Genomic DNA, 1,313 nt, shown 5'->3' on the forward strand with positions numbered 1-1,313 from the left:
TCGCGATCACCCAAAGCTTTTCAAAAGTTACTGCCATATCTTCAGCCTGCTAAGATCCTCAGAACTTTGAACTCAAACAGATAATTCTCAAATGCACGCCACCATAAACAAGTTGAGTCGGCATAACGTTCCGGCTGAGCGGCTGCAAGTAATCTTTGCATCTCCACCGATATCTCCCTTCAGTCCGCTCCAGCCGGGTTGTTATGCCGTGCGGATTCAAGGAGCTTTAAACGGATTAATAATTCCTAAGCCGTCAATACTTGAGTATCCAAGATCCTCTGTATACAGCGTTTGAACGTTTACTTCTAAACAAGCAGCAATGATCATTGAATCCCAATGAGATAGACTAAAACGGCTCATGAGATTCTCTGCACGATCAATAACACTCCATGTTGGAAGTGCAGTATACCAAACCTGCTGTAAGTCACGAATATACTGATAGGCTTGCGCTCTATCATACCCCAGTGATTCCAATTTGCGACTAGCTGCCAAATACTCGCAGGCAACTTGCCACAACAAAACACCTTCCATTAAATTGGATATAAGAGAGATTGCTGCTCCTTGCTTGACTGGATCACGAGGATCATTAACATAGATCAAGATGTTCGTGTCAACGGCGTTCATGCAGCGTTTCCCGTGTGAACTGAGGAGCATTAAGTGGAATTGGGTTGCGCTGCATTCGCTCAGTCAACGATTTCAAAAACTGTCGTTTGGTTTCCAAATCAGAAATCGGTGGTGACACAATCTGAGGAGACTGAACTAACAGCTCAACCTCAGTCCCTTCAGGCAACTCAAAAGCCGTTTGAAGGATAAACGCGCCATTACGGTAAATTGCCTTTAAAGCTTGAGGCATAGGGAAGACTCCATGCTGATCGATTAGCCATACCTTTAAGCATAGCCGATCTTCACTCCATCGACCTGAATGAACTGCTTGATTGAGAACCAAACACTAATTCAATCCTGAATATCAGTTAAATTAAGCTTCAATCATTTACTCAGTGAGAATTGATAGTGCAACTATCTAGTTCTCACAATCGAAGCAACCATTGAATCAGTAATGTTAACCCCAACATTAATCCATAAAAGGCTACGAGTATTTCTGATGTAAATAGTATGTGAGTAAGGACTTTTAGCTTCTGACGTGTGTTGAAGCGGGCTTCGCTAGTGAGAAAGAGATAATCTTTGAGGTTCTTCCGGCAGCATGGTGATAAGTTTTTCTAATCAGAAAAGCAAGCTAGCAAGCGCTTACGGAAATTCTCAAAGTTTACAAACCCATAAGCTTGGCGCTTAATCAACTTAATTCGATTGTTGAT

3 protein-coding genes are annotated in these 1,313 nt (G+C 42.3%); all 3 read right to left on the reverse strand.

From position 1 onward, the window contains the following. Positions 1 to 216: 216 nt before the first annotated feature. The 3 genes from IQ254_RS31115 to IQ254_RS34170 all read right to left on the reverse strand — a co-directional run bounded on the left by IQ254_RS31115 (position 217) and on the right by IQ254_RS34170 (position 1,313). Positions 217 to 624: a PIN domain-containing protein gene (locus IQ254_RS31115; protein WP_193969999.1), complete on the reverse strand. Its 408-nt coding sequence runs from the start codon at positions 622 to 624 to the stop codon at positions 217 to 219. Then, the gene (locus IQ254_RS31120) at positions 611 to 853 is read right to left on the reverse strand and encodes an antitoxin family protein (protein WP_193970000.1); all 243 of its coding nucleotides are present in this window, start codon (positions 851 to 853) and stop codon (positions 611 to 613) included. Before IQ254_RS31120 ends, IQ254_RS31115 begins: the two co-directional genes overlap by 14 nt. A gap of 364 nt (positions 854 to 1,217) precedes the next feature. Next, the gene (locus IQ254_RS34170; protein WP_369011301.1) at positions 1,218 to 1,313 is read right to left on the reverse strand and encodes a transposase; all 96 of its coding nucleotides are present in this window, start codon (positions 1,311 to 1,313) and stop codon (positions 1,218 to 1,220) included.

It is taken from the genome of Nodosilinea sp. LEGE 07088 (assembly GCF_015207395.1).
Classification (GTDB): domain Bacteria; phylum Cyanobacteriota; class Cyanobacteriia; order Phormidesmidales; family Phormidesmidaceae; genus Nodosilinea.

Bases quoted from the DNA above. Each gene is read 5' to 3' on its own strand.
- IQ254_RS31115 (WP_193969999.1), bottom strand. From the start codon at position 624: ATGAACGCCGTTGACACGAACATCTTGATCTATGTTAATGATCCTCGT.
- IQ254_RS31120 (WP_193970000.1), bottom strand. From the start codon at position 853: ATGCCTCAAGCTTTAAAGGCAATTTACCGTAATGGCGCGTTTATCCTT.